The 22,180-nt window shown below is 61.0% G+C and carries 15 protein-coding genes; 13 read left to right on the top strand and 2 right to left on the bottom strand.

All coding sequences use genetic code 11. The features are described from left to right. The first annotated feature begins 134 nt into the window (after positions 1-134). The 11 genes from DSM100238_RS02105 (at position 135) to DSM100238_RS02055 (ending at position 14,441) form a co-directional block, all read left to right on the top strand. Positions 135-881 carry a pseudouridine synthase gene (locus tag DSM100238_RS02105; RefSeq protein ID WP_240812306.1) on the top strand — a complete coding sequence of 249 codons (747 nt, stop codon included), beginning with the start codon at positions 135-137 and terminating at the stop codon, positions 879-881. Positions 882-1,096: 215 nt separating this feature from the next. Further along, positions 1,097-2,110, top strand: coding sequence for a LacI family DNA-binding transcriptional regulator (locus DSM100238_RS02100; protein WP_152355088.1), 1,014 nt, complete (start codon positions 1,097-1,099; stop codon positions 2,108-2,110). A 118-nt stretch (positions 2,111-2,228) separates the two neighbouring features. Further along, positions 2,229-4,316, top strand: coding sequence for a beta-galactosidase (locus DSM100238_RS02095; protein ID WP_152355087.1), 2,088 nt, complete (start codon positions 2,229-2,231; stop codon positions 4,314-4,316). A 41-nt stretch (positions 4,317-4,357) separates the two neighbouring features. After that, positions 4,358-5,779, top strand: a complete 1,422-nt coding sequence (locus tag DSM100238_RS02090) for an extracellular solute-binding protein (protein ID WP_152355086.1) — start codon at positions 4,358-4,360, stop codon at positions 5,777-5,779. Between the two features lie 300 nt (positions 5,780-6,079). Continuing rightward, complete coding sequence (locus tag DSM100238_RS02085) at positions 6,080-7,474, top strand: bifunctional phosphopantothenoylcysteine decarboxylase/phosphopantothenate synthase (protein WP_152355085.1); 1,395 nt, start codon at positions 6,080-6,082, stop codon at positions 7,472-7,474. Between the two features lie 112 nt (positions 7,475-7,586). After that, entirely contained in the window at positions 7,587-8,363 is a 777-nt protein-coding gene (locus DSM100238_RS02080) for a type III pantothenate kinase (RefSeq protein ID WP_152355084.1), read from the top strand. A gap of 174 nt (positions 8,364-8,537) precedes the next feature. Then, positions 8,538-10,241, top strand: coding sequence for an ABC transporter substrate-binding protein (locus tag DSM100238_RS02075; RefSeq protein WP_152355083.1), 1,704 nt, complete (start codon positions 8,538-8,540; stop codon positions 10,239-10,241). A 141-nt stretch (positions 10,242-10,382) separates the two neighbouring features. Continuing rightward, positions 10,383-11,348 (top strand): ABC transporter permease, encoded by a 966-nt coding sequence (locus tag DSM100238_RS02070; protein WP_152355082.1) that lies wholly within the window; start codon positions 10,383-10,385, stop codon positions 11,346-11,348. Positions 11,349-11,729: 381 nt separating this feature from the next. Continuing rightward, a complete protein-coding gene (locus tag DSM100238_RS02065; protein WP_152355081.1) occupies positions 11,730-12,647 on the top strand; it encodes an ABC transporter permease in 918 nt (305 codons plus the stop codon). A 41-nt stretch (positions 12,648-12,688) separates the two neighbouring features. Beyond that, the gene (locus DSM100238_RS02060; RefSeq protein ID WP_167510993.1) at positions 12,689-13,579 is read left to right on the top strand and encodes an ABC transporter ATP-binding protein; all 891 of its coding nucleotides are present in this window, start codon (positions 12,689-12,691) and stop codon (positions 13,577-13,579) included. 19 nt (positions 13,580-13,598) lie between these two features. Then, a complete protein-coding gene (locus DSM100238_RS02055; RefSeq protein WP_152355186.1) occupies positions 13,599-14,441 on the top strand; it encodes an ATP-binding cassette domain-containing protein in 843 nt (280 codons plus the stop codon). Between the two features lie 475 nt (positions 14,442-14,916). Here DSM100238_RS02055 and DSM100238_RS02050 read toward each other — a convergent pair whose 3' ends face one another. Together DSM100238_RS02050 and DSM100238_RS02045 are read right to left on the bottom strand one after the other, a co-directional pair. Beyond that, complete coding sequence (locus DSM100238_RS02050; protein ID WP_152355079.1) at positions 14,917-15,945, bottom strand: D-2-hydroxyacid dehydrogenase family protein; 1,029 nt, start codon at positions 15,943-15,945, stop codon at positions 14,917-14,919. 1,441 nt (positions 15,946-17,386) lie between these two features. Next, positions 17,387-19,162: a hypothetical protein gene (locus DSM100238_RS02045; RefSeq protein ID WP_152355078.1), complete on the bottom strand. Its 1,776-nt coding sequence runs from the start codon at positions 19,160-19,162 to the stop codon at positions 17,387-17,389. A 508-nt stretch (positions 19,163-19,670) separates the two neighbouring features. Here DSM100238_RS02045 and DSM100238_RS02040 point away from each other — a divergent pair. Together DSM100238_RS02040 and DSM100238_RS02035 are read left to right on the top strand one after the other, a co-directional pair. Then, positions 19,671-20,681, top strand: coding sequence for a pyridoxal-phosphate dependent enzyme (locus DSM100238_RS02040; RefSeq protein ID WP_152355077.1), 1,011 nt, complete (start codon positions 19,671-19,673; stop codon positions 20,679-20,681). A gap of 159 nt (positions 20,682-20,840) precedes the next feature. Continuing rightward, positions 20,841-22,031 (top strand): cystathionine gamma-synthase, encoded by a 1,191-nt coding sequence (locus tag DSM100238_RS02035; RefSeq protein WP_152355076.1) that lies wholly within the window; start codon positions 20,841-20,843, stop codon positions 22,029-22,031. Positions 22,032-22,180: the final 149 nt, after the last annotated feature.

Genomic DNA, 22,180 nt, shown 5'->3' with positions numbered 1-22,180 from the left:
GCGTGCCCGATGCGACGTTGCTGCGCTCCGGGCATGCCGCCGCGCTGTCTGACGACGGCGATACTTCGATGCGTGACGCGCGGAAGCAAGCGTCGCGTACACGGCAAGAGCCGGTCGCCAAACGACACCGCTGGGTGACCGACGAGCCCGACATCCCGTTTCACTGTGTGGTGTTGTATGAGGACGAGCGGATCATTGTCATCGACAAGCCGCATTTCGTGCCGACCACACCCCGCGGCATGTGGTATCGGCAGTCGGCGCTGATCAAACTGCGTGAGCTGTACGGGGAGCCGCACATCACGCCGGCGCATCGGCTGGATCGGTTGACTGCCGGGATCGTGGTGTTCGTGCGGGACCCGGCATGCCGGGGCGCCTACCAGATGCTGTTCCAGAACCATGAGGTGCGCAAGACCTACGAATGTCTTGCCCCGGCGTCGCCGATCGCGCGTCCGCGGACCGGTACGGTCACACGATTGCAAGCTCCGGCAGTGTTTCCCCTCAAGCGATGCTCGCATATCGTCAAGGATCGTGGCCGTTTGCAAGCCTACGAAATACCGGGGGAGCCGAATGCGCAGACCATCATTGATCTGCCCGACGCCTGCGGTATGAGCGCGGACGGGCCTGGTGCGACTGCGCTGCCCATGGGTATCCGTCGATACGTGTTGCATCCGACGACGGGTAAAACTCATCAGCTGCGTGTCCATATGAGTTCGCTCGGCCTGCCGATTGTGGGTGACCCGTTCTATCCGGTGCTGAAGCCTTGCGATCCGGATGATGTCAGCGCTCCGCTGCAACTGGTTGCACGCCGTCTGGTATTCACCGACCCGGTCAGCGGGAGTGATATGGATTTCGTGTCGTCGATCCCGCTGCAATGCCCATGACATGCCGCGGACGCTTGGACGCGCTCGCTTCCGGTCGCTGGCGGATTGCGGATCCAATCGCGGCACCCACCCGCATCGGTGAACACACGTAATCGCGACGAAGTACGGGCTTCGCGTGCCGTCCGCGTTGCTCATGATGAGACGAGTGCGGCCCCCGAGACGGATATATCGCTTATACTGGGCTGCGCGTATCAGAAACGATCAAGGGGAGAACAATGAACCGGAACCTGACTGTCTCCATGCAGGATGTCGCAAAGGAAGCCGGTGTCTCGCCCCAGACCGTCTCCCGCGTCACCAACGGAAGCAAAGGCGTGCGCGACGAGACCCGTGAGCGCGTCGAAGAAGCGATGGACAAACTCGGGTACCGACCGAACTACGCTGCCCGAGCCCTCAAATACGGCCGGTTCAACGATATCGGCGTCGTCGTGTTCAGCTTGTACGACTACGGTGACTCGCGCATCCTTGATGGCATCGTCGCGGCGGCGGTGGACGAAGGCTACGCCGTTACGGTGCGCACGATGGGTGCCGGCCGGGAACGCTCACTCCAAGCGGCTGTCGAGCGTATGGCGCAACTGCCGGTTGATGGGATCATCATCGTGTTGCAGCAGGACGTGCCGGATTTCGACACGTTCGTCCCGCCGAAGGAGATGCCGGTCGTCCTCGTGTGCGAGGGAGCCGCCGCGCATTGCCCGACCGTTGACGCCGACCAGTACGGCTGCTCCACGCATATCGTCGATTATCTGCTGGCGCAAGGCCACAGAACCGTGCACCATATCGCCGGTCCCGAGCAGTCGCGTGCGGCTCGCAGCAGAATGCAAGGATGGCGCGACCAGCTTGATCGCCATGGCATCTGCGCGCCTGACGTTGTGATCGGCGACTGGGGGGCCGACAGCGGGTATCGTGCCGGACGCGAACTCGCCCAAGACCCAGCATGCACCGCCGTGTATGCGGCGAACGACCAGATGGCGTACGGCGCAATCCTGGGCCTGAAGGAAGGCGGCCGTCGTGTGCCGCAGGACGTCAGCGTCATCGGCGTGGATGATTCGCTCAGAGGCATCGTCCCCCAACTCGACCTGACGACCATGCGCATGCGATTCGACGTCATCGGCCATGAGGCCTTTACGATGATCCGCAAGCAATGCGAAGGCGAGGAGGTGCCGGTGAATGTGAAAACCGTGATTCCCGGCGAGCTGATCGAACGCGGATCGGTGGTGCGATACGCCCGCTGAACCGTGCCGGTCCGGTGCCGAGCGCATCCGGACGGGGCCGGGGAAGCGCCGTCAGGAAAAACACGGCCGTCGATGGTATGGTAAACATCGGTAACCGAACATATACAGTTGGAGCGCCATGACAGCACGTAGAACACACCGTTGGCCCAGACCGTTGGACAATGCAGCCCGGCGGATCTGGTACGGCGGAGATTACAATCCCGAACAATGGCCCGAATCCGTGTGGGATGAGGATATCGAACTCATGAACCGGGCCGGAGTCAATATCGTCTCCCTTGGCATCTTCGCATGGAGTGCGATCGAGCCGGAGGAAGACGTCTACGATTTCGGGTGGCTCGACCGAATCATCGACAAGCTGTACCATGCCGGCATCGCCGTCGATCTCGCGTCCGCGACCGCCAGCCCGCCGCTCTGGCTGACGCAGAAGCACCCGGAAGTCCTGTGGAAGGACGAGCGGGGCGACGCCTGCTGGCCGGGAGCCAGACAGCATTGGCGTCCCACAAGCCCGATTTTTCGCGAATACGCCCTGCGACTGTGCCGTGCCATGGCACAGCATTACCGGGACAACCCGGCGATCGTGGCTTGGCATGTGAGTAATGAATACGGGTGCCACAACCGTTTCGACTATTCGGATGACGCCATGCGCGCCTTCCAGCGCTGGTGCAAAGAGCGCTATGGGGATATCGAAGCGGTCAACGACGCGTGGGGCACCTACTTCTGGTCCCAGCGCATGACTGATTTCTCGCAGATCATCCCGCCGCGCTACATCGGGGAAGGCAATTTCATGAACCCGGGCAAGCTGCTTGACTTCAAGCGGTTCTGCTCCGACGCGCTCAAGGAATTCTTCAAAGCCGAACGTGACACGCTCGCGCAGATCACCCCGAACATCCCGTTGACCACGAACTTCATGGTCAGCGCGCCGGGGAACGCCCTCGATTATGACGATTGGGGCCATGAAGTCGATTTCGTGTCCAACGACCACTATTTCACGGCGGGGAGCCGGCATCTTGACGAGTTGGCCTACTCGTCCTCGCTGGTTGACGGCATCAGCCGCAAGCAGCCTTGGTTCCTTATGGAACATTCCACCAGCGCCGTCAACTGGCGTGGCATCAATTACCGCAAAGAACCCGGGCAGCTGGAACGCGACGCGATGGCGCATCTGGCCATGGGCGCGGACGCCATCTGCTTCTTCCAGTGGCGTCAATCCCAAGCGGGAGCCGAGAAATTCCACAGCGGTATGGTGCCCCATGCAGGGCAGAACAGCCAAGTCTACCGTGATGTGTGCACGCTCGGCGACGACTTGGACACCCTGTCTCAAGCCGGTCTGCCTGGCACTACGCTGAAACAGGCTCGTATCGCCGTCGTGCACGATGACGCGAGCGAATGGGCGACCGAGCATACGGCGACACCCACCCAACAGGTACGGCATTGGACGGAACCGCTGGATTGGTTCACCGCGCTCGCCGATTGCGGTCTGACCGCCGACGTGGTACCGCTGGCAAGCGACTGGGAGCGCTACGAGATGGTCGTTCTACCGAGCGTATACCTGCTAGGAGAGGACGATGCGCGACGCGTGCGCGATTACGTTGCCGGCGGCGGCAAACTGTTCGCCACCTACTACACAGGAATCAGCGACGAACGCGACCACGTGTGGCTCGGCGGCTACCCGGGAGCCATACGCGATGTCGTCGGCGTGCGTTCGGAAGAATTCGCCCCGATGGGCGATGATGACGGCGTCCTCGATCACCTCGATGTGAGCAACGGCACAGTGGCGCACGACATCGCCGACGTCATCACTTCGACCGCCGAATCGGCACGTGTGCTCGCCACCTATCAAGCCGATCCATGGACCGGCATGGATGGCGTCCCCGCCATCACCGTCAACACGTACGGTGAGGGGTGCGCAGCCTACGTCGGTTGCCGGTTGGGCGCGGACGGGCTTGCCGCGAGCCTGCCGGCCATGTTCGAGGCTATGGACGTGACTGTACCCGCATGGCAGGGTTCCGGCGACGTCCTGCGTGTGGAACGTCAAGGCCGTGGCGACGGCGAGCATGAGGCGCCGCTGTTCACCTTCCAATTCAACCGGACCCACCACCCGGTCGCCGTGGATATCGACGGCCGGGCGATCGTTGCATCGCTCGCCGACGACCATGGTGACGGAACGGCGACCATCGCACCCAATGGCGTTATCGTCAGTATGAAATGACGGTTGGCGCCGACGACTGACCGATACGACAAAGGAGCAGCATGACCCGACCATCCCGCGGACGACACCTGGTGGCGAAGGTGCTATCCGCAGTCATGTCCGTGTGCATGCTGCTCACGGTCGCCGCATGCGCCGTACAGGATACGCGCACCGTCATCACCGTATGGTCATGGGAACCGAGTATGGGCAAGCTGGCCCAATCCTTCGAAGCGGCGAATCCGGACATTCACGTCATCGTGAAGAATACGAGCGGCTATGAGAATCTCAACACGGCGATCCAAGATGGTTACGGGCTGCCGGATGTCGCTCAAATCGAATACTATGCGCTGCTCCAATATGCGGTGAGCGGCCAGCTGCGCGATGTGACCGACCGTGCGCAAGGCTATGCGAACTTCTACACCACGGGCACATGGTCGTCAGTGCAGCTGGGCGGTCGCATCTACGGCCTGCCCATGGATTCGGGGCCGATGGCGTTCTTCTACAACGACAGCGTGTTCCGGCAGGCGGGCGTTGACCCGACGACAATCCACACGTGGAAGGACTATTACCTGGCGGCCAAGAAACTCAAGAAAATCGGGGTGTATATCGCCGCAGACGCAGGGGACGCGAGTTTCTTCGACGCGATGATCTGGCTTGCCGGCGGTCGCCCGTACCAGACTTCGTCCGACGGGAAAACCGTGACCGTGAATCTCAAAGGTGATTCAGGCACGAAAACCTTCATCGAATACTGGCAGAAAATGCTTGACGAAGGGCTGATCAACACGCATCTGACCACATGGTCCTCAGGATGGAAGAACGCGTTGGGCAGCGGAACCGTCGCTTCGGTGCTTTCCGGCGCATGGATGCCGTCCATGTTGCTGGCTGATGTGCCCGGTGCCGCCGGACAATGGCGGGTGGGTGCCATTCCGACGGTCGATGGCAGCGCCACTAACGCCGAAACCGGTGGATCGGCGTTGACCATGCTCAACACCACGCGCAAACCCGAAGCCGCCTGGCGGTTCATCGAATACGTGTGCCACGACGCTGAAGGCATCGCGACGCGGGTTGACGGCGGGGCGTTCCCGGCAGACACAGCCACGCTGGAATCCAAGACTTTCCTTGACAAGACGACCATCCGCGACTCGCGCGGCATCCAGATCCCGTATTTCGGCGGTCAACAGTTCAACAAAGTACTCGCCCAAGCGGCTCAGAACGTTTCCGCAGACTACCAATACCTGCCGTTCGAAGTGTATGCGCGCAGTGATTTCCGCGCGACCATGGGCAAAGCCTACAAGTGGGAGTCCGCCAATCAGCACAGGATCACCGCCAAGAAACGGTATGAAGCGGGGATGACCGACGATGACGGCAATCCCGTGACCGTGCCGGACGATCCGGGGCCGAAAGTGTCGCTCGCCGGGGCGCTCGCCAGCTGGCAGAAGGACATCCAGGAGTATGGGGCGAACCAAGGCTTCACCATTCAATGACAGATTTGTGATGAGGTTTGAGTAGGTTGCTTCGCGACGCAACCGCCGGTATTTCTCGCCTGCCTTCCGGTGGTCTATGGCGATCGCATTCCTGCTGTTGATGTTGGCTGCCTTGCTTCGGCCGGATGCGTCGGACCGGCCGATAGGCGTCGCCGGGCGCGGGGACGCCTGGCATGAAAAGACGCACGTGTGACGGCACCGGCATCGTCGGTTGCGCGACCTATACTGGCGGCAGCGCTGACGGCGACCGCCGCAGCGACATGACGAACCGCCGCAACAGCGCGGCGCCTGGGAGGTCGTATGGCTTCAACCCATATCATGCTCGGAGTCACCGGCAGCATCGCGGTGTTCAAGGCATGCCAACTGGTCAGCGATTGGGGCAAACGCGGGTATGAGACACGGGTCGCCATGACCGCCGCGGCACAGCATTTCGTCACCCCGCTCACCTTCGCATCCTTGGCACATACGCCGGTACGTACCGCCATGTTCCCTGAGGCTGCGGATTCCCAAGATGCGGTGGATGCCCAGCGGCTCGGCATCAGTCATATCGATGACGCGAAGTGGGCGGACGTGCTGGTCATCGCCCCGGCGACCGCGGATATCATCGCCAAAATCGCCCACGGCATCGCCGATGATTATCTCACTTCGATGGTGCTCGCCTATCGCGGACCGAAAATCCTGTGTCCGGCGATGAACACCCGGATGTACGACAATCCCGTCACACAGCGCAATCTCGCCGAATGCCGCGAATTCGGGTGGACGGTTGTCGAGCCTGCAACCGGAGTGCTCGCCTGTCAGGAGACCGGCAAAGGCAAGCTCGCCGACCTCGGTGACATCGAGACAGCGGTCGAGCAGGCGCTCGCACGCCCGCAGAACAGCGACGAGACATCCCAATCGTCCGTACAGACCGGGCGTATGCCGCTTCATCACGCGGATCATCGCCAAGACGCATCCTGCGATCTGCGCGGGCTGCGCGTGCTGATCACCGCCGGTCCCACCCAAGAACCGCTTGATCCGGTGCGATACCTGACCAACCATTCCACCGGCAAAATGGGGTACGCCCTCGCACGGGCGGCGCAATCCATGGGAGCCGATGTCACACTCGTGTCCGGGCCGGTCGCCTTGGACGAGCCGGACGGCGTGCACACCATCCATGTCCAGACCGCGCAGGAGATGTTCGATGCGGTCCGCGGACAGTTCTCGCAAGCGGATATCATCATCATGGCCGCCGCGGTCGGCGATTTTCGCCCCGACCACCGAAGTGACCAGAAAATCAAAAAAGCCGCGGAATCCACGCTCAACATCACGCTGGTGCACAATCCCGACATCCTCGCATGGGCGGGCGAACACAAGCGGAAGGACGGTTCGCAGATGCTGTGCGGTTTCGCGATGGAGACCCAGGACCTGCTCGCCAACGCGCAATCCAAATTGGAACGCAAACACTGCGACATGCTGGTCGCCAACAATCTCAATGATCCCGGCGCCGGGTTCGCGCATGACACGAACCGGGTCGTGATACTCACCCCGGATATTTCCAGCGCGGCTTGCAGTCGGCATTCCGGAACGGCACAGCCCGTCGACACGCAGGACCGTCACGTGCATGCCGAGCCTCAGCCGCTGATGGACAAGCAAGATCTTGCAGCGGGCATTGTCTCCAGGCTCGCGCACATGCGGCGTGACCGCCTGACGGCCTAGGCGGACGATACCCGGATCGGGCTTGCCGGCGGGCTGGCGGGAATCCGAATCATACGGCGAATACGGTCGATACGGCAAATGCGGCAATGCCGCGAATGAAGAAAGGACGTCTATGCTGCTGGCAGTGGATATCGGCAATACGAACATCGTGCTCGGCTTCCTCGACGGGGAGCAAGGAGAACGGATCACCGGCACCTACCGGATTACGACGAAAGCGAATCACACCTCGGACGAATACGGCTTGATGATCACCGAATTCCTTGCGATGAGCGGGTATCACACCAGCGATGTGCAGGACGTGATCATCGTGTCCGTGGTGCCGAAAGTCATGCATTCGTTCCGTGCGAGCATCGTGAAATTCCTCGGTATCGACCCGATGATCGTCGGGCCAGGCATCAAAACCGGCATCAACGTGGTCATAGATAATCCCAAAACGATGGGCGCGGACTGTCTCGCCGATTGCGTGGGAGCGTACTTCACCTACGGCGGGCCGGTGCTTGTCGCGGATTTCGGAACAGCCACGACCTTCAACTACGTGGACGGCAAGGGAAGTATCCGCAGCGGGCTGATCACCACCGGCATCCGCACCGCAGCCGCCGCCCTGTGGAACGAAACCGCCCAACTGCCGGAAGTCGAGATCACACGGCCGAAGTCGATTCTCGCCACGAATACGAAAGACGCGATGCAAGCCGGTCTCTACTACAATTTCCTGGGCGGCATTGAACGCACCATCAGGCAATTCCACCAGGAGATCGATGGGGAATTCCGTGTCATTGCCACCGGCGGACTCGGACGCATGTTCAAGGATGACACCGATCTGATCGATGTCTACGATCCCGATCTCATCTTCAAGGGTCTTGCGTTCATTTACGCGCGCAACACCCGCTGAACGCCCCGGGCGCGCCGGACGCGAGGAGCCATGGCGCGGCGGGCGGCGTCACCTCGGGACCGGCGGCCGGGGCAATCCACCTGCATGCGTATGATGGGGCGTGGTGATCGACCCGCACGGGCGGTCAACCAGCCATCATATAAGCAGGCTTCACAGCCGAACAGAGGAGAGACCATGGTTCAGTCCAATGGTGCGCACGGCATGTCCGACGCAACCGAAACAGACACCACAGCCCAGGCGACAGCACGGCAAGAACGCGGCGAGGAAAACCAACAACCGCGTGTCGCCGCCGATGCCAGTACCAACGTCAGTACCGACGCAAGTTTGAACGCGCACGCGAAACAGCGCAAGAGCGGACGCAAACCCATCATCTGGGTGATCGCGGCTCTTGTCATCGTCGCACTCGTCGCATGCTGCGCCATCGTGCAGACACATGCACGCAAAGCCGCCACACCAACCGCATCAGAGAGCATCGCCATCGGCATCAAACTCGCACCGGTGAGCCTCGACATCCGCAACCAGTCCGGTTCTGCGCTCGAACAGCTGCTCATCGGCAACGTCTACGAGGCGCTCGTCTCACGCAACTCCAATAACGAGGTGGAGCCCGGTCTCGCCAAAAGCTGGACGATCAGCGATGACGGGCTGACCTACACCTTCAAACTCAATACACACATGCGATTCTCCAACGGCGACACGCTCGACGCCACCGACGTCGCATGGTCCATCAACCAGTTGAAAGCCAAGCAGTACTACAACAGCGACCAAGTCGAGAACCTCAAGCAGGCAAGCGCCCCCGACGCAACCACCGTGAAACTCACCCTGAGCAAGCCCGATGCGAATATGCTGTGGTACCTGTCCGGCCGGCCAGGCCTGGTCTTCGACAAAGACGCGCGGTACGACGCGAAAACCACGGCGATCGGATCCGGGCCGTATCTGGTCAAATCCTTCGACTCCAGCAGCAAGCTCGTTCTGCAAGCGAACCCGAACTATTGGGGCAGCGCGCACAAGGCTCGCACGAACACGGTGACCGTGCGCTTCCTGCCGGATGACAATGCGGCGTTCAACGCGCTGACCAGCGGGGATGTGCAAGTGCTGTCACCGGTCAACGCGAATATGACCGGCAAACTCAAGAGCAGTGGGAAATACACCGTCAAAGCGACCGACGGCAGCGACAAATTCGTCCTCGCCTTCAACTGCACCGGCGCAAAAACATCCGATAAACGCGTGCGGCAGGCGATTCGCTACGCGATCAACCACAAGGAAATCATCGCTTCACGGGGTGGCGTGGACGCGGCGCTCGGCGGGCCGATTCCGTCCGTCGACCCCGGGTACGAGGACCTGACCGGCCTGTATCCGTACAATCCGACCAAAGCCAAGGAACTCATGCGGCAGGCGGGCTATTCGACAAGTCACCCGCTCAAGTTGACGCTCACCTATGCGAATGTGTACGGTTCCGAACTCGGCGAGCAGTTGCGCAGCCAGCTCAGCCGCATCGGCATCGATCTGAGCGTCAACACCGTGGAATTCTCCACGTGGCTTCAGGACGTGCACGCCAATGGCGACTATGACCTTTCGCTGGTCGACCATGCGGAAAGCCACGACTTCTACAAGTGGACGCAGCCCGACTACTACTACCATTACGACAATCCGCAGGTGCAGGCGCTGTATGGCAAGGCGCTCGCCGCGACGAACGACAAGGACAGTGCACGCTATCTCAAACAGGCGGCGAGAATGGTCAGCGAGGATGCGCCCGCGGACTGGCTGTTCGCCTACCGGGTGAGCGTCGCGCAGGTCAAGGGCGTCACCGGATTCCCGTCCCGGCTGACCCAGAGCGTCCTACCGTTGTGGAAGGTCGCGTATACTCCGGTCACGGCGTGAATGCGGCGGTGAATCGGCCGGTTGTGCCGGTGAGAGTACGTGAGAAGACCTGATCGGGCAAGGCGAATCGTCAAGACGAATCGTCAACACGAATCGTCAGAGCACATCAAGACAATCAAGACAAGGAGTGTCACCAGGCGTATGAGATATCTGATTCGTCGGCTCGTGCTGTTCGTGGCCGCCCTGTTCGGGTTGTCGCTGCTGGTGTTTGTCGCATTGCGGATATTGCCGGGCGATGTCGCCTCCGTCATGGCGGGCACGAATGCCACGCCCGAACGCGTGGCGGCGCTGCGCTCGCAGATGGGGTTGGATCGCCCGTATCCGAGACAGTATGCGGATTGGCTTTCGGGTTTGATGCGTGGGGATATGGGTGTGTCCGCAATCAGCGGACGTTCAGTCGCCTCACAGATCGGGTTGCATGCTTCTATCACCATGCCATTGATCGTGCTGAGTCTGATCGTCGCCCTTGGCGTTGGTATTCCGCTCGGTTGCCAAGCGGTGCTCGCTACGCATGCGCGGGTGCGTGGTGTGTTGCACGCACTCGCCATCATCGGTGGTGCCGTGCCCGCATTATGGGGAGGATTACTGCTCATCATGCTGTTCGGCCGCGGCGTGGGACTGATGGGTGTCCTGCCTTCGCAAGGATTCCCGGATGCCGGTTGGCGAGATCCCGCAGCTGCAATCGCCGCGTTGATCTTGCCCGCCGTGGCGACCGGACTGGTGGCGGGAGCCGCGATCATGCGCTACACGCGCGCATGCCTGATGTCGATGGAGGACAGCGATGCCGTGGCGATGGCCATGGCATGCGGCATGACGCGGCGGCAGGCGATGCTTGGCGTGGGACTGCGACTGTCTGCCGCGCAGCTGGTTTCGGTGGCGGGGCTGACATTCGCGCAGATGGTCACCGGTGTCATGGTCGTTGAAAGTCTATTCAATCTTCCCGGCTTGGGGGCGATGCTGATCAATGATGTCGGCAATCGTGACCTGGTCGCTGTGCAAAGCGAATTGTTCCTGCTCGCCGCGTTCTTCCTGCTGCTTGGCGTGCTGGTCGATATGGTTCATCATGTGCTCGACCCGCGGCTGGGAGAACAGCCCGAGGAAGTGTAGGGGCATATGGCAAAACTCGAGCAATGCTATGCATATCGCGCAGACTCAGGGCAAGTTGGGCACACGCAGGAGTCCGGACGGTCCGGGGAGCCTGGGCGGTCCGGGAAGCCTGGGCGGTCTGGGCTTACCGGGCGAGATGAGCAAGATGGAGGTCCGCACATGGAAGAACGGCCCGGGACGGCAGATCGGTCCTCGGCGGAGCGATCCGGAGCACGAGAGCGGGCCGGGGCGGAGCGATCCGGAGTGCAAGAGCGATCCGGAAATATCGGACGACCGACCGGAACCAAGCTTCGCCGGCATACCGGGTCGCCACGCCCGTCTCGCAACGGTTGCTTCGGCAGATTGCCGGTACGCGTCAGACTCGGCATTATCCTGCGTAGCATGTGGGAACGGCCGGGCGGGCGGTTCGCGCTGGTCATCATGGTGTTGTGGCTGGCCGTATCCGTGGTGTCCCTGGCGTGGACGCCATACCCGCTGTTGTTCACCGATGGAGACCACGCTTGGGCATCGCCGACCGCCGCCCATCCGCTCGGTACGGACGGGGTTGGCGCGGACGTGCTCAGCTGGCTGATGGCGGGGTCGCGTACAGATCTGGCAATCGCGGTGCTGACGGTTCTGGTTTCGGCGGTGATCGGCCTCGCACTGACCGCCGCAATGGTATCCAATCGGCGATGGCTCGCCACGAGCGGCGTAGTGGTCGTGGATGCGCTGATTGCCATTCCCACAGTGCTGCTCGCCCTGCTGTTCGCCGTCCCCTTCGGTGCGTCCGTTGCGGTGATTGTCGCCGCGTGCGGCATCACGTATGGGCTGAATATGGCGCGTATTGTCAGGCCGACGGCGAGTCTGGCCGCCCGCAGCGCGTACGTGGAGGCAGCCAGAGCGAGCGGCGTGGGCATGTGGCGCGTGTTCTTCAGGCATATTGTGCCTTCGACGTTCCCGGTGCTTGCCGTCCAGCTGTCGATGAGCGCAGGCACATCGATACTCGCCGAAGCAGGATTGACGTATCTCGGTGTCGGCGTGCCCTCAAGCGTGCCGAGTTGGGGGCATTCGCTGACCACTTCGGTACGGCTGATCAGCGTGTATCCGCTGACGGTGCTATGGCCGGGATTGGTGGTCACCCTCGTCGTAACGGCGTTGTATTTGCTGGGGGACGCGATTCGCGATTGCGCCGATCCGCTGGCGAATCCCCGGTTGCGGCAGGCGGCTGGCGGGCGCGCGTTGGTGCGGGTAGGGAGCCTTGCCGGTCGTGGTGCCGGGCGGGTGACGGATGCGATGCACGATGAGGAGGCAGAATCGTGAACGATTCGGATGCGAACCATGCAGACAACACCGTTGACGCAGTGCAGACGCATGTCCTCGATGTCCATGATTTGAGCGTGACCATCGCACAACACGTGATCCTTGACCATGTGTCCCTGCATGTCGGTGCCGGCGAGCGTGTCGGGCTGATCGGGGCGTCCGGGTCAGGAAAATCCATGCTGGTCAAAGCACTGACCGGGCTGCTGCCGCGTACCGCGCAGGCGGACGGCAGCGTGACCTTGGGCGGTCGGCGGCTCGACATCATGGACGACGCGTCGCTTGCCCAAGTGCGGGGCAGATACGTGGGACTGGTGTTCCAAAATCCCGGTGCAGCGCTCAATCCGGTGCTGACCGTGGAACAGCAGATATGCCTGCCGTTGCGTCTGCATTATGAGCTGGATGCTGATGAGCTGCACGACAGGGCGATGGCGATGCTCGAGCGGGTCGGATTGCCAAGCAGACTCGCCGGCGCTTACCCGCATGAGCTTTCCGGCGGTCAGCAGCAGCGTGTCGGCATCGCCACGGCGTTGATCACTTCGCCGCGTTTGATTATCGCGGATGAGCCGACCACCGCGCTTGATGCGATTGTGCAGCGTTCCATAATCGATCTGCTTGTTTCGCTGGTTGAATCGGCTGGGGCGTCGATGCTGTTCATCACCCATGATTTCGCGGTGTTGTCGCGGGCGACTTCCCGGTGTGTCGTCATCGATGGCGGGCATGTGGTCGATAGCGGTCGGACGGCGGATCTGTTGCGCGCCCCGGATCAGCCGGCGACGCGCGCGTTGGTGCAGGCGGCAAGAATGTTGACATTGCATGCGGGTACGGGTGCAGGAGCAGGAGTGGGTGCGGGTGTCCGCGCGGGTTCGGGTTCGGGTGCAGGTTCGGGCTCAGACGTCGCACAACGTGCGGATCGGAGGCGGTATCATGCGTGAGAAAGACGAACCGGCCGCGATGACGAGACGGGTGGGGCGTGACGGCCGCAACGCCGACGTGAGCGGTGGTGAGCCGATACTGTCGGTGCGCGGAATCAACAAGTCCTTCGGGGCCCGCTCACGCCGGACGCAGGTTCTGTTCAGTGTGGATATGGATGTGACCGAAGGGGAGTGCCTGGCTGTGATCGGCGGGTCGGGATCCGGGAAAACAACGTTGACTCGGATTGCATTCGGCTCGGAACAGGCAGATTCGGGGATGGTCACGTATCAGGGCGAGACCTTGGCCGGTGCGCATTCGCCGGGGATGCTGCGGTTGAGGCGCGAATCGGGGCTGGTGTTCCAAAACCCGTTCGCGTCGCTCGATCCGCGGTGGACCGCCGGGGAATCGATTGCGGAAGGGCTTGGCGCGCGGCGATCCATCCATGTCCGGGATGACGGACAGCAGGCGGCATCGGACCACATCGCCGGTGCGGTTTATCAGGCGTTATCGACGGTCGGGCTGGATCCGGATGAATTCGTCGGTCGGTATCCGGTCGATATGTCAGGCGGGCAGGCGCAGCGTGTCGCCATTGCGAGGGCGATTGCTGCAGAGCCGCGAATCATACTGGCAGACGAGCCGATGAGCGCGATTGATGTTTCCGCTCGTGTCCAGATATTGGACGCGTTCTCGAGAATTCGACGGGAGCGGCCGCGCACTGCAATGGTCATCGTATCTCATGATATCGGGGTGGTGCAGCATATCGCTGACCAGGTCATCGTGCTGCATGACGGACGGGTCGAAGAGACCGGCGATACCAACGAGGTGCTTGCCCATCCGCAATCCGCGTACACCAGGCAACTCATCGATGCCGCAGCGTGGTGAGAGCCGTTGTTGGTGAGTGTCGCGGTCGGTGAGTGTCGCGGTTGACGAGCTCCATCGTGGGTGTGCGTAGCGTAGGTGACTGGCGCTGGGCGCGTGCTGCTGTGGGTGACTGCCGCTGGGTTGCTGGTTGTTGGCCGCCGTATAGTCATCGTCGTTTAGCGTGACTGTCGCTGGATACCGCTGATGCCGGCGCAAGATGTCGTTGATGTCGTTGGTGTTGCTGGTATCGTTGGGCGTCGTCGATGTCGCTGGGTGTGGTTGGGCGTCGCTGCCGCCAGATGGTCCATAATCAGCAAATCATCCTTTGCCTCTGTCGACGCTGGCGGGATACTCAGCGTCCGTACAGCCTTCTACCGACGCTGACCGGTCTGTCGCCGTCGACAGAAGCAGGGGTGAAACCTTCTACCGACACTGACTGGTCCCTCACCGTCGGCAGAAACAGAGCAAGGAAGACGGGGAGCCGATTGCGGAATCGCTATTTGACGACGGCGTTGAAATCGCCGCCAGTCGCGAATGCGGCGACCGATTGGAACACCTGCCGGGTCAGGTTGCGATACGCTTCCTCGTTGCGCCATGCGACATGCGGCGTCAAAATGATGCCGGGCACGCGTCGCAACGGATCGTTTTCAGGAAGCGGTTCATGCTCGAACACATCCAACGCGGCTTTGATGTCTCCGCGCAGCAAACGTTCGGCGAGCGCACCTTGCTCGATGACCTCGGCACGAGCAGTGTTGATGAACAACGTACCCGGTTTGATGTGATCGAGTGATTCGGCGGTGACAATGCCTTTCGTCGCGGCGAGCAACGGCATGTGCAGCGAGATGATATCGGACTGTTCGAACATCTCGCCCATATCGTCGACCGGCGTGACACCCAGACGGGCGACGGCATCCTGGTCAAGATGCGAATTCCACACGAGCACCTTCATGCCAAACCCTTGAAGCATGCGCGCGAACACCTGACCGATACCGCCGAATCCCACCAGTCCGACCGTCTTGCCGTGCAAAGCGTATCCGTCGGCGCCTTCCCAACTGCCTGCATGAACCTGGCGGTCGAGATCGCCGACATGTCGGGCAAGCTCCATCAGCAGCGCGAACGCGTGCTCGGCGACCGCATGATCACCGTAACGCACGACATTGCACACGCGGATGCTGCGCTCGCGAGCAGCTTGCAGATTGATGTAGCTGGCGACCCCGGTGCCGCCGAACGCAAAGCAACGCACGTGGGCGTCGTCGGTCAAGCGGTTGAATATCGAGTCGGTGACGTGGAATCCGATGACCATGACCGCGTCCGCATCTTGGCATCGATCGACGATGGTGTCCTCGTCGAGCGTGAAATCGCCGTACATACGCAGGCGAACCGCATCGTGCAGAATCTCGAGATGCTCCTTGAAGTACGGAATCATCGATGCAACGACCACCGGCATGACCGCCAGCGGCAAATCGGTCCGTTCAGGCTGGGTTTCGATGATCGGCTGTGTGGCTGTGGTTGATGTTTCACTCATGCTTCCACATTAGGCGCACGGATGCCGGCTGTGTTGCGGGCGCATTTCGGCGCGCGTCGGTGTCAGTGTTGGGGTTGGGGTTGGGATTGGTGTGTTGAGATTGGTGTGTTGCATGGTGTGGGTGTCGGTGTGGGTGTGTTGTTGTGTTGGTGTTGAGGGTGGGGTTGGTGTTGTGTCGGTGTGTCGGGGGTTGGGTTGGTGTGTAGGAGCCGGCTTCGGAGTGTAGCCCGGCGAGCCGGGTGATGGTGTCGGCCACGCGGGTCGGAGTCAACGAGTCTGCTTCGGAGCGTAGGTAGGCGGCGGATCGGGGTGATGCGGGGATAGGTTTGATGTCGGGGCAAGTGTCGGGCCAGTATCGGGTTTGATGTCGGCGTTCGGACGCAGTGGCATCCGCCACCCCATACTTGATTGTGAGTGACGACTCACAATCAACGGAGTGATCGTCCATCGTGGACGTGGTTCGTGTGGTTGTGACTGCTGGTTGTGAGTGATGACTCACAACCAGCAGGGGCGATCGCTCGTTGCTGGTGTGGTTCGTGAGCCAATGTCTTTTCGTTGTGAGTGACGACTCACAATCAACGGGTGAGCGTGATGGTTCGAGTTCAATACGCGGTTTCTGCTGCTTGATTGTGAGTGGCAGCTCACAATCAACAGGATGATCGTCCATTGTGGGTGTAGCCGGGGTCAGTATGGCTGTTGGTTGTGAGTGGCGGCTCACAACCAACGAGTTGTTTGTTCGGTCGTGTGCATCGGTCGTGCTGTGCTGTAGTTCGTTGTGAGCGGTGACTCACAATCAGTGAGTCGGCGGTGCCGTTGAGGCGGATACAGTGCGACTATCCGCATTGATTGTGAGTCCGCACTCACAATCAACGAAGTAATCGGTCGTTATAAGTGTGGCTTGCGGGTCAATGTCTTTTCGTTGTGAGTGGTGGCTCACAACAACACGGCAATCGCTTGTTGCAGGTGCGGTTCGTGGGGCAATGCCTCTTGGTTGTGAGTTTGCACTCACAATCGGAGAATGACCCATGTCGCGACGTACGCGGTTTCCGCTGTCCCGCCCTTCGTTGTGAGTGGTGGCTCACAATCGGCTGATGGGTTGGGGTATGCGCGGTCCTGGTGGCTTGATCGGATGCCTCGTTGTGAGTGGTGACTCACAATCAACGGGGTGATCGTCCATTGTGGGTGTGGTCGGGGGTGAGTATGGCTGCTGGTTGTGAGTGGTGGCTCACAACCAAGAGTGGGAGTGGGCATTGTGGATGTGGTTGGGGTGGTTGTGGCTGTTGATTGTGAGTGGCGATTCACAACCAACAAGATGGGATGCTGCCGCCTGCTGTCTGCTGCCTCTGCAGTGAGCGAGTGAGTAGCGTCCCGCCCGGCCGCGAACATCCTAAGGGCTTGTCCGCGCACGAAACGGGCGGGTCACAACGGCACGCTGCGGCGCTTAGCGTGTGAATACTCCCTGCAGCCACGCGTACAGCGCAGGATTCGAGACGTTCCAAGCTTCGTACCGTCCGGTCGTCATCAGACAAAGCGCCTGCAACACGAGTCCGAGCACCAAGAAAGCCACAATCGTGATGGTCAGCCAGCGTTCTCCCTTCTTGCGGCTGGCCGCCTCCATCGGCATCAGCAGACACATGGTTCCGATGACCGCCAGCCACGCCATATCACACATATATCGCGCGTTGGCACCTACTATGGAACTGTCGATACACGCGATAACACCGACAAGAAGCAGACATGTGATGCCGATTGTGCATGACCTTGACATTCCCCGTGACATTCCTTTCGACGTTCCTTGCGACGAATTCGACGATACTTCCGACGACTTTCCTGATTGCATTCCAGATGACGTCACCGTTGGCATCCCCGTCGTCCCGGCTGCTTCCGCCCGTCTGTGCGAGACCCGTGAGTCAATGAGCCAGATAACCGCCGGAAGCGTGAGCAAGCAGATTGGCGACAGCGCGACGATTCCACCCACGGTCGGCTCCGTGATGACGCTTCTGTTGAGGATCAGGAACGCCCAAGGGTTTGTGACGTCCGTGGCGAAGACATCCGCAGTGAACGGGAACTCGCAAGTGAACCTGATTGGGGCGAACAGCAGCAGCGCCGCACCGAACAGCCGGTCTTGCGGGCTGACATACCGTTGTGTCATATCAAAACTCGTCAGATTGTATGTAGCGCCGAAGTCAAACGGATTGTCGAATCTGGCGGCGTTGTACCACATCATCGCGCCTCCGGCGAGAAGGAACGGCACGATTGCCGCGAGACTGGCTTGAATCGCGTGGCGTGAACGAACGGAGAGTATCTCGTGTGATCTGATGTGCGGCCACAGCAGAATAAGACCGAAGACCGCCGTCAGAATGAATGTCGGTCTGCACGTGATGGTGAGCGCGACAAGCGTTGATCCCGCTGCGACCATACCGGTTCGGGGAGCGGAACCGATATCATCGGCGGAACGCGCCCAGAACGCGATTCCCGCGGGTGCGAGCGCCAGCGAGGCGAGCATTGGAATCGAGTAGAACCAGGGGACGAGGACCAGGTAGGACAGACCTGATGCTGCGATGATTGCGGTGCATGTCAGTACGGCGAACCAACGCGGCGTCCCCTTCCAGAATCGTTTCCACAGGGTCTGCACCAAGAAAATCAGTGATGCGCATGCGGCGATGGCCAGGATTGCGCATGCGGCTGCGGTCGGCAGGTCTGTTCCGGTCAGTGCTTTATATGGGGCGAACAGCACGATTGCCGGGAGCGGCCCGAAATAGCAGTAATAGCGGCCGTGATAGAACGCCCAATCCCACAGTGATGGGTCGCCGCTGGCCGTACCCTCCGCCCCTCTGGCCTGCGCGTCGTACGGGTTGCTCATGGCCGCAAGCCATTCGGGTACATGGACGTCGATCCATGTGTGGCCGTGGAGGAATGCGTCTGCGAGCCGCTGATACTGCGCCCGGTCCACGAGGAATGTTCCGCCGCCGTAGCGCAGCGGGTATGTACTGTCTGCCGGATGGGTCGATATGGTGAGCAGCACGATGATGATTGACGCCACGACCCACAGGATGGCGAACGGCAGCCAGTCCGGTCGCAGGCATCGGAAAATGCGGTGCCGGGTGTGGGGCTTGGAGCGCTCGATGGTTGCCGTGGCTGCGTTCTGCTGGTCGGCGGCGGTGTCGTCGTTTGCGGATGCCGGAGCGTTCTCTGGGTCGGTGGCGGTGCTATGCATGACTCCACTGTAGCTCAGGATTTCAGCATGTCAGAATCTCAGAATGTCAGAAGTTCAAGGGCTCTGGGGAGTCATGCCGCTGCATGTGTCTTGCCGTCTGTCTTACGATGTGAGACGTCCGGACACGCCGTTGTCAGGGGGCGTGCTAACGTAAAGGCCATGACGTATTTCTCATGTTGTTGTTGTCGCTAACCGACGCCCCTTGGCGAGCGGTTGACAACGCACAACTTGAGATAGGATTCCGGCAGACCACATGGAAGGGCATGCGGTATCTGCGTATGATGACAGCACAACGAATCGTTTGTGCCGGATCGTGAAGCGATGATGAAGGACCGGCGGATTTGCCGGGCAGTGGCCTCAACCAGTGTGGCCGGAACCATGACATCCAATGTTGGAATCCGTTTCTTGTGCAATCAACCGATGGCCAGGCACCAAGCCCACGAACCCATCCATCAACCAGCTGACATGCAGTCCCAAGCATAGAGCCCAAGCACAGAAACGAGACATCATGACCATCCACGATTCACTCACCGACCTCATCGGCGACACCCCGCTCGTCCGTCTGCACCACGTCACCGATGGCGTGAAAGCGGACATCGTCGTCAAAGTCGAATACTTCAATCCGGGCGGTTCCTCCAAGGACCGCATCGCCGAGCGTATCATCACCGCGGCGGAGGAATCCGGCCAGCTCAAGCCCGGCGGCGTGATCGTCGAACCGACCAGCGGCAATACGGGCGTCGGCCTTGCCTTGGTCGCCCAGCAGCGCGGCTATCGCACGATTTTCGTCGTGCCGGACAAAGTATCCGAATCCAAGCGCGCGGTGCTGCGGGCGTATGGCGCCGAAGTCGTCGTCACGCCGACCAACGTCGAACCGGACGATCCGCGCTCCTACTACAATGTGTCCGACCGGCTCGCCGCCACCATTCCGGGCGCGTTCAAACCGAACCAGTACAGCAACCCGAACGGCCCGCGCAGCCACTATGAGACCACCGGCCCGGAAATCTGGGAGGCGACCGACCACAAGGTCACGCATTTCGTCGCCGGCATCGGTACCGGCGGCACCATATCCGGCACCGGACGCTATCTCAAGGAAGTGTCGCACGGGGCGGTCAAAGTCATCGGCGCCGATCCGGAAGGTTCCATCTATTCCAATCCGAATGATGTCCACCAGTACAATATCGAAGGGGTCGGCGAAGACTTCTACCCGGAGGCTTTCGATCGCACCATCACCGATGACATCAAACAGGTCACCGATGCCGAGGCTTTCGAAATGACTCGTCGCCTCGCCAAGGAGGAAGGCCTTCTGGTCGGCGGTTCATCCGGTATGGCGGTCGCCGGGGCGCTCAAATATGCGCGCGAGAACCATCTTGACGAACATCAGCTCGTCGTCGTGTTGCTGCCGGATTCAGGCCGCAGCTACTTGGAAAAGATTTTCAACGACGATTGGATGCGCGCCAACGGTTACGGCGATGTCGTCGACCGTACGAGCAGCCCGTCCATCGCCGCACAATACCTGTGAGCGTTGCCTGCACGTCAGCGCACGCCCCGCACGCACCGTCATCTACCAACCAGCATTTACCAACCAGTCATCACCAAAACCGATACCGACACGCGGGACAAACCCCGCATAACCAGATACGCTCGAAATCAGCGTATGAATATGAAAGGAACGGTAATCATGTCCGTCGCATCATTCGAACAGTCCGCCAAGGATTTCGCCGCAACCAAGCTCGCTACCCGCGCCATCCACGCCGGCCAGGAGCCTGACCCGATCACCGGAGCCGTTGTCACGCCGATCTACATGACTTCGACCTTCAAGCAGGACGGTGTGGGCGGTCTGCGCAACGGCTACGATTACAGCCGCTCCATTAACCCGACACGCGACTCCTTCGACGCCCAGCTTGCCGCCATCGAAGGCGCCAAGTATGCGCTCGCCTTCTCATCCGGTCTGGCGGCGATCGACGTGCTGCTGCGTTCAACGCTCAAGCCGGGCGACAGCGTTCTGCTGGGCAACGACGTGTACGGTGGCACCTACCGTTTGCTGTCCAAGGTGTTCGTGCCGTGGGGTGTGAATCTTGACGTGGTCGATATCACCGACACCTCGGCGGTGAGCGCCGCGCTTGAATCCAAGCATTACGAGTGGATTTGGGTGGAGACGCCGAGCAACCCGCTGCTGAACATCACCGATATCGCGGCGACGTCCGCGGTCGCGCATGCGCACGGCACGAAGGTCGCCGTGGACAATACCTTCGCGTCCCCGGTGTTGCAGCATCCGCTCGATGAGGGTGCCGACGTGGTGGTCTATTCGACGACCAAGTACATCGGCGGCCATTCCGATGTCGTTGGCGGCGCGGTTGTGCTCAATGACGAGGAGCTTCGTGACAAGGTTGCGTTCCTGCAGAATTCCGCCGGTGCGGTGCCTTCCCCGTTTGATTCCTGGCTTGACATCCGCGGGTTGAAGACGTTGGATTTGCGTGTCAAGCAGCATAGCCGCAACGCGTTGAAGATCGCCGAATGGTTTGAAAGCAAGCCGCAGATTGAGCGCGTGTGGTACCCGGGTCTTGAATCACATCCGGGCCATGAGATTGCGGCTCGTCAGATGCATGGTGGTTTCGGCGGCATGATTTCCGTCCAGTTCAAGGGCGGGCTTGAAGCGGCGAAGCGGTTTGCCGCGGCCACGAAGATTTTCACGCTCGCTGAATCGCTTGGCGGCGTGGAATCGCTGATTGAGTTGCCTGCGGCGATGACCCACGCTTCGGTGTCCGGCACGACGCTTGAGGTTCCGGCGAATCTGGTGCGCCTGTCCGTGGGCATTGAGGATGCGGATGATTTGATTGCCGATCTTGATCAGGCGCTCGACCAAGCCTGACCGAAGGAGGGAATGAGAAGAAGCTGGATGAATGCCGGGCGTTAGGCACAGGCAGGCGTCCGGTTGGGGGACGCGATGATGGGCGTCCGGGGCGGCGATGGGTCGCTTCGGACGCCCATTGTCGTCGCTCGTGGTTCCTTGGAGCAGAC

The organism is Bifidobacterium apri (genome assembly GCF_009299485.1).
Lineage (GTDB): Bacteria > Actinomycetota > Actinomycetes > Actinomycetales > Bifidobacteriaceae > Bifidobacterium > Bifidobacterium apri.
This window is presented reverse-complemented; position numbering and strand designations above follow the sequence as displayed.

Excerpts from the sequence above, each read along its gene's own strand:
- DSM100238_RS02100 (WP_152355088.1), top strand. The coding sequence starts at position 1,097 with ATGAACCGGAACCTGACTGTCTCCATGCAGGATGTCGCAAAGGAAGCC.
- DSM100238_RS02095 (WP_152355087.1), top strand. The coding sequence starts at position 2,229 with ATGACAGCACGTAGAACACACCGTTGGCCCAGACCGTTGGACAATGCA.
- DSM100238_RS02090 (WP_152355086.1), top strand. The coding sequence starts at position 4,358 with ATGACCCGACCATCCCGCGGACGACACCTGGTGGCGAAGGTGCTATCC.
- DSM100238_RS02085 (WP_152355085.1), top strand. The coding sequence starts at position 6,080 with ATGGCTTCAACCCATATCATGCTCGGAGTCACCGGCAGCATCGCGGTG.
- DSM100238_RS02080 (WP_152355084.1), top strand. The coding sequence starts at position 7,587 with ATGCTGCTGGCAGTGGATATCGGCAATACGAACATCGTGCTCGGCTTC.
- DSM100238_RS02075 (WP_152355083.1), top strand. The coding sequence starts at position 8,538 with ATGGTTCAGTCCAATGGTGCGCACGGCATGTCCGACGCAACCGAAACA.
- DSM100238_RS02070 (WP_152355082.1), top strand. The coding sequence starts at position 10,383 with ATGAGATATCTGATTCGTCGGCTCGTGCTGTTCGTGGCCGCCCTGTTC.
- DSM100238_RS02065 (WP_152355081.1), top strand. The coding sequence starts at position 11,730 with ATGTGGGAACGGCCGGGCGGGCGGTTCGCGCTGGTCATCATGGTGTTG.
- DSM100238_RS02055 (WP_152355186.1), top strand. The coding sequence starts at position 13,599 with ATGACGAGACGGGTGGGGCGTGACGGCCGCAACGCCGACGTGAGCGGT.
- DSM100238_RS02050 (WP_152355079.1), bottom strand. The coding sequence starts at position 15,945 with ATGAGTGAAACATCAACCACAGCCACACAGCCGATCATCGAAACCCAG.
- DSM100238_RS02045 (WP_152355078.1), bottom strand. The coding sequence starts at position 19,162 with ATGCATAGCACCGCCACCGACCCAGAGAACGCTCCGGCATCCGCAAAC.
- DSM100238_RS02040 (WP_152355077.1), top strand. The coding sequence starts at position 19,671 with ATGACCATCCACGATTCACTCACCGACCTCATCGGCGACACCCCGCTC.
- DSM100238_RS02035 (WP_152355076.1), top strand. The coding sequence starts at position 20,841 with ATGTCCGTCGCATCATTCGAACAGTCCGCCAAGGATTTCGCCGCAACC.